The organism is Photobacterium lucens (assembly GCF_009873615.1).
GTDB classification, from domain to species: Bacteria; Pseudomonadota; Gammaproteobacteria; order Enterobacterales; family Vibrionaceae; genus Photobacterium; species Photobacterium lucens.
Genome location: NZ_SSMG01000239.1, coordinates 1 through 6429, shown reverse-complemented (window position 1 = coordinate 6429; position 6429 = coordinate 1). Strand labels below are relative to the sequence as shown.

At 41.8% G+C, this 6429-nt stretch carries 6 protein-coding genes; 5 read left to right on the top strand and 1 reads right to left on the bottom strand.

Annotated elements, in window-relative coordinates; all coding sequences use genetic code 11:
• The first annotated feature begins 129 nt into the window (after positions 1-129).
• The 5 genes from E5A76_RS10445 to oppF all read left to right on the top strand — a co-directional run bounded on the left by E5A76_RS10445 (position 130) and on the right by oppF (position 5723).
• Positions 130-1761: an ABC transporter substrate-binding protein gene (locus E5A76_RS10445; RefSeq protein ID WP_161118891.1), complete on the top strand. Its 1632-nt coding sequence runs from the start codon at positions 130-132 to the stop codon at positions 1759-1761.
• 82 nt (positions 1762-1843) lie between these two features.
• Positions 1844-2764: an oligopeptide ABC transporter permease OppB gene (oppB, locus tag E5A76_RS10440; RefSeq protein WP_053986940.1), complete on the top strand. Its 921-nt coding sequence runs from the start codon at positions 1844-1846 to the stop codon at positions 2762-2764.
• 16 nt (positions 2765-2780) lie between these two features.
• Positions 2781-3692 carry an oligopeptide ABC transporter permease OppC gene (gene oppC / locus E5A76_RS10435; RefSeq protein ID WP_053987174.1) on the top strand — a complete coding sequence of 304 codons (912 nt, stop codon included), beginning with the start codon at positions 2781-2783 and terminating at the stop codon, positions 3690-3692.
• 76 nt (positions 3693-3768) lie between these two features.
• Positions 3769-4737, top strand: coding sequence for an ABC transporter ATP-binding protein (gene oppD / locus E5A76_RS10430; protein ID WP_107165381.1), 969 nt, complete (start codon positions 3769-3771; stop codon positions 4735-4737).
• Entirely contained in the window at positions 4734-5723 is a 990-nt protein-coding gene (oppF, locus tag E5A76_RS10425; protein ID WP_161118890.1) for a murein tripeptide/oligopeptide ABC transporter ATP binding protein OppF, read from the top strand. The genes oppD and oppF overlap by 4 nt, the downstream gene beginning before the upstream one ends.
• Before the next feature lie 50 nt (positions 5724-5773).
• Here oppF and E5A76_RS10420 read toward each other — a convergent pair.
• Positions 5774-6429, bottom strand: a 656-nt coding sequence (locus E5A76_RS10420) for a GGDEF domain-containing protein (RefSeq protein ID WP_161118889.1), incomplete at its 5' end; no start/stop codon positions are given.

The window sequence follows — 6429 nt, the reverse complement described above, 5'->3', positions numbered from 1 at the left end:
CTGATAACGTTTTGAATAATTCTTCGGTTTGATTGGTTGCTTTTAGGATAAAAAACAACCAGTGCAGTCATCCTTATGACCAAATGAAGAACGTCATGGATGTAATAATCAAATGTATTGGAGTAATGCATGTATAAGAATAAAATCACTCAAGCACTCATGATGAGTCTGGGTTTTGCTGTTGCCGCCACTTCTTTTTCCTCTTTTGCGGCGCAGGTTCCTGCAGATACAAAACTGGCTGATAAACAAGAGTTAGTGCGCGGTAATGGTACTGAGCCTGAATCTCTTGATCCGCAAAAAGTCTCTGGTGTTCCAGAATCAAACGTTATTCGTGATTTGCTTGAAGGGTTAGTGAACCAAGATAGTAAAGGTAACCTAGTACCGGGTGCAGCGAAGTCTTGGGAAACCGAAGATTATAAAACATGGACCTTCCATATTCGTGATGATGCGAAATGGTCAAATGGCGATCCTGTTATAGCAGAAGATTTTGTTTACACTTGGCGTCGTCTTGCCGATCCAAAAACAGCATCTCCTTATGCGTCATACATTCAAATGACCACAATGGCGAATGCAGAAGATATTATCGCAGGTAAAAAAGCACCTGAAACATTGGGTGTTGAAGCGGTAGATAGCAAGACACTAAAAGTGACGCTAGATAAACCTGTTTCTTACTTTGCTTCAATGCTAGTACATACTTCAATGAAGCCAGTTAATCAGAAAGTGGTTGAGAAGTTTGGTGATGACTGGACGAAAGTGGGCAACTACGTTTCTAACGGTGCTTTCAAATTAGATACTTGGGTTGTGAACGAGCGTATTGTTCTTGTTCGTAATGAAAACTACTGGGATAACAAAAATACTGTTATTAACCAAGTTACTTTCCTACCAATTGAAAACCAAGTAGCAGCAATGAACCGCTTCTTGGCGGGTGAGCTTGATATGACGTATGAAATGCCAAATGAGCACTTCAAACGTCTACAAAAAGAATACCCACAAGATGTAAAAGTGACCCCTTACCTATGTTCGTATTACTACGAATTCAATATGACACGTAAGCCGTTTGATGATGCGAACGTGCGTAAAGCGTTGTCATACGCTATTGATCGTGAGGTATTGGCGAAATTCATTGTTGGTAAAGGTGAGACACCAGCTTACAACTTCACACCGCTTGCAACGAACGGTCTGGATGTTGAAATGCCTGAGTACTCGACGCTTGATCAGAAGCAACGTCTAGCGAAAGCGAAAGAGTTGTTGAAAGCGGCGGGTTACGATCAAAACAACCCACTTAAATTTAACCTGCTTTACAACACATCTGAAAACCACAAGAAAATTGCTGTGGCGATCTCTTCAATGTGGAAAAAAGGCTTGGGTGTAACAGCAGTACTTGAAAACCAAGAGTGGAAGAGCTACCTAGATGCAAAACGTCAGGGTAACTTTGATGTTTCTCGTGCGGGCTGGTGTGGTGACTACAATGAAGCCTCAACATTCCTAGCGATCATGCGCAGTGATCACTCACAAAACTACCCTAAATACTCAAGCGCAGCATACGACAAAGCGATTGATGATGCGGTACTAGCTAAAACTGATGCCGATCGTGCAGCAGATTATAAAGAAGCAGAAGCGAAACTGGCAGAAGACATGCCTATCATGCCTATCTACCACTACGTGAACGCACGTTTAGTGAACCCGCAATTGGGTGGTTACCCAATGGAAAACCCAGAAGATAATATCTACTCGAAAGATATGTACTTCATCGCGAAGTAATTCGCATTAAATAAAAATAATAATACGCAGCCTTCGGGATAGAAGGCTGCCTTTTGCACTCACAGCAATTACGGTAGAGTTTATGTTTAAATTCATTGCTAAACGGATTTTAGAAGCCATACCGACGTTATTGGTATTGATCACGATTTCTTTCTTCTTAATGCGCTTTGCTCCTGGCAACCCATTCTCAAGTGATCGTCCTCTTCCTCCAGAAGTTATGGCTAACATCGAAGCGAAATACGGGTTAGATAAACCTGTGTTTGAGCAGTACACCACTTACCTTGGCAATATTGTACAAGGTGATTTTGGCCCATCCTTTAAATACAAAGATTTCACCGTTAATGAATTGGTAGCAAAAGCACTGCCGGTATCAGCAAAAATTGGTTTCTTTGCCTTTATTTTCGCCCTTGTGATGGGGGTAACGGTTGGTACTATTGCGGCACTTAAACAGAATACTTGGCTCGATTATACCATTATGTCCACCGCCATGGCGGGGGTGGTGATGCCATCCTTTATTCTTGCGCCTGTATTGATTTATATCTTCTCAATTAAACTTCAGTGGTTACCTGCTGGTGGCTGGCAAGACGGTTCTACTCAATTCATCTTATTGCCAATGTTTGGTATGGCGTTGTTATATGTGGCGACGTTCGCCCGTATTACTCGTGGTAGCATGATTGAAACGCTAAATAGTAACTTCATTCGTACCGCTCGTGCGAAAGGCTTAAGTTACCCTTACATTGTGATCAAACATGCCTTAAAACCTGCATTATTACCGGTCGTGTCATACATGGGACCTGCGTTTGTCGGCATTATTACGGGCTCAGTGGTTATCGAAACTATTTTCGGTCTGCCGGGAATTGGTAAGTTATTCGTGAATGCTGCTTTTAACCGTGATTACTCATTGGTACTTGGTATCACGATTCTGATTGGTTCATTAACCATCATCTTTAACGCCATTGTGGATATTGTTCTTGCGACAATTGATCCGAAGATCCGTTACTAAGAGGCTGAAAGTTATGATGTTAATGAAAAAAGATAATGTAGAAGCCTTAGAGAAATTTTCAGATAACTTGGAAATTGAAGGCCGTAGTTTATGGCAAGATGCTCGCTCGCGTTTTATGCGAAATAAAGCGGCAATGATCTCGCTTGCCATTTTGTTGATGATCACTTTAGCCGTGATTTTTGGCCCAATGTTCAGCCAATATGCTTTTGATGATACCGACTGGTATGCCTTGCACGCAGCACCTTCCTTTGGTGCTGACGGTCACTTCTTTGGTACTGATAGTTTAGGACGCGATCTTTATACCCGTACCTTAATTGGTGGTCGAATCTCGCTGATGGTGGGTATCTTAGGCGCATTAGTTGCAGTAGTGATTGGTACGCTATATGGCGCAGCATCAGGCTTTATTGGTGGTCGAACTGACCGTGTGATGATGCGTATTTTAGAGATTTTATACTCTATCCCATTCATGTTCTTCGTGATCGTGCTAGTGACCTTCTTCGGTCGTAATATCATGCTAATCTTCATTGCGATTGGTGCGATTTCATGGCTCGATATGGCACGTATTGTTCGTGGTCAAACCTTGTCACTGCGCAGTAAAGAGTTCATTGAAGCGGCACATGTGTGTGGTGTTAGTCGCTGGCGTATTATCACTCGCCATATCGTACCTAACGTATTGGGTATTGTGGCGGTTTACTCAACCTTACTGGTGCCATCGATGATCCTGACCGAGTCTTTCTTAAGCTTCCTAGGCTTAGGGGTACAGGAGCCAATGACAAGTTGGGGCGCATTATTACAAGAAGGTTCACAAACAATGGAAGTCGCCATATGGCAGCTATTATTCCCAGCTGCTTTCATGGTCGTGACCTTGTTCTGTTTTAACTACGTAGGTGATGGTCTACGTGACGCATTGGATCCAAAAGATAGATAACAGGATGAAGCAGGTTGGCAACACATGCTGATAGAACAATAAAGTTGATCAGCTTGCTTCATTATAAGGACGTAATATGAGCTTATTAGATGTAAAAGATCTGCGTGTCGAATTCACCACGCCTGACGGTATTGTTACTGCGGTTAACGATCTTAATTTCTCGCTTAATCAAGGTGAAACCTTGGGTATTGTGGGCGAATCAGGTTCAGGTAAAAGCCAAACTGTGTTTGCCATTATGGGCTTACTGGCGAAGAACGGTAAGATCAGTGGTAGTGCTAAGTTTGAAGGTAAAGAGATCTTAAATTTGCCAGAAAAAGCACTTAATCACATTCGAGCTGAACAAATTGCGATGATTTTCCAAGATCCGATGACATCGCTAAACCCTTACATGAAAGTTAGCGATCAGCTGATGGAAGTGTTAATGCTGCATAAAAACATGAGTAAATCCGAAGCGTTTGAAGAATCGGTTCGTATGCTTGATGCAGTAAAAATTCCTGAAGCTCGCAAGCGTATTACCATGTATCCCCATGAGTTTTCTGGTGGTATGCGTCAACGTGTGATGATCGCAATGGCATTGTTATGTCGCCCTAAATTGTTGATTGCTGATGAGCCGACAACAGCGCTAGATGTGACAGTGCAAGCCCAGATCATGGAATTATTAAACGATCTGAAAAAAGACTTTAATACCTCGATTATCATGATCACTCATGACTTAGGTGTTGTAGCGGGTAGCTGTGACAAAGTCTTGGTGATGTATGCGGGGCGTACCATGGAGTACGGTAAGATCAATGAGATCTTCTACCAACCAAGTCACCCATACACGGAAGGTCTACTGCGTGCAATTCCACGTTTAGATACCACGGGTGAAGATCTGCCAACCATTCCGGGTAATCCACCTAACTTATTGCGCTTACCAACAGGCTGTCCTTATCAAGATCGCTGCCATCGTGTGATTGATCGTTGTAAGCAAGAATCACCAATTTTAACGCCATTTGCCGACGGTCGTTTACGTGCATGTTTTTCTGAAATGGGGGCGTTGTCATGAGTGCAGAAAAGAAATTATTGTTAGATGTAAATGACTTAAAAGTGCATTTCAACATTGCAGCAAAATCTGCTTGGCCTTGGACGCCACCTATCAAATTAAAAGCAGTTGATGGGGTTAACATCCGTATCTACGAAGGCGAAACCTTAGGCGTAGTGGGTGAGTCTGGTTGTGGTAAATCTACCTTTGCCCGTGCCATTATCGGTTTAGTTGAAGCCACTGACGGACAAGTGGTATGGCTAGGACAAGATCTAACTAAGCTCAAACATGAAGCGTTACGTGAAAAACGTAAAGAAATTCAGATGATTTTCCAAGATCCATTGGCATCGTTGAACCCTCGTATGACGGTCGGTGAAATCATTGCAGAGCCATTAAAAGCGTTTTACCCGAATTTGCCAGCAGATGAAGTGAAACAGCAAGTACAAGCCATGATGGCAAAAGTAGGTTTATTACCGAATGTGATCAACCGTTATCCTCATGAGTTTTCTGGTGGTCAGTGTCAGCGTATTGGTATTGCCCGTGCGCTGATCTTAAAACCTAAAATGATCATCTGTGATGAGCCAGTATCTGCATTGGATGTATCGATTCAGGCTCAGGTAGTCAACCTACTGAAATCACTTCAAAAAGAGATGGGCTTAAGCCTGATCTTCATTGCTCATGATTTGTCTGTGGTTAAGCATATTTCAGATCGCGTCTTGGTGATGTACCTAGGTAACGCAGTAGAAATGGGTGAAAGTGACGTATTGTTTGCTGAGCCTCAGCACCCTTATACCAAAGCATTGATGTCAGCTGTGCCGATCCCAGATCCCGAATTGGAACGTAACAAGCATATCGAATTGCTTGAAGGTGATTTGCCGTCACCAATGAATCCACCATCAGGCTGTGTATTTAGAACCCGCTGTCCGAATGCTACATCATTGTGTGCAGAGCAAAAGCCACAGTTGAAAGGTAATGATGTTCATGCGGTGTCATGCTTGCATGTAGCGTAAGTTGAGGTAAGTTGTAAAAACGGCTTCTAGGGATCCTAGAAGCCGTTTTTTTATTGATATTTTTTAAACTGCTCAGTGATTTTTTTGTTTTTCTTATTTTGATATAGAATATTATCAGCGCGCTTTAAAGCTTCCTTCAAGCTTTCATTTTTAGTGATTTCAATACAACCTGTAGTGATACCAGTGTGTACATTATGCTCGCAAAAACGGCTTTGATTGATAGCAATGGATAACCGATGGGCCATTTTAGTCGCTTTATCTAATGGACAATCGGGCAGTACAATACAGAATTCATCACCACCTAATCGTAAACCAATGTCAGACTTACGGCTTAAATGTGAGATGTTATTGGCTATATGCATCAGTGCTTTATCACCAGTTTCATGGCCATAAGTATCATTAATGATTTTAAAGTCATTAGCATCAATAGCAATAATTGAGATTGGCGTGGTTTTATCTTGATATTCCCTAATTAATTTAGGCAGGATCTTCTCCATAATACGACGATTAAATAACCCGGTTAACGAATCTGTAAAAGCTTCAAGCTGAAAGTGATTCTTTTGGAATTTGTATTTTTTCAACTGTGAATACATGTAATTGAGTAAAAATAAGAACAGTACTCCAATAACAATATTTTGCAGTACCGCGCTTAAGAAAAACAAAATCGATAAATTTGCATAAATTGCATTGTTATCATCAATGTTTA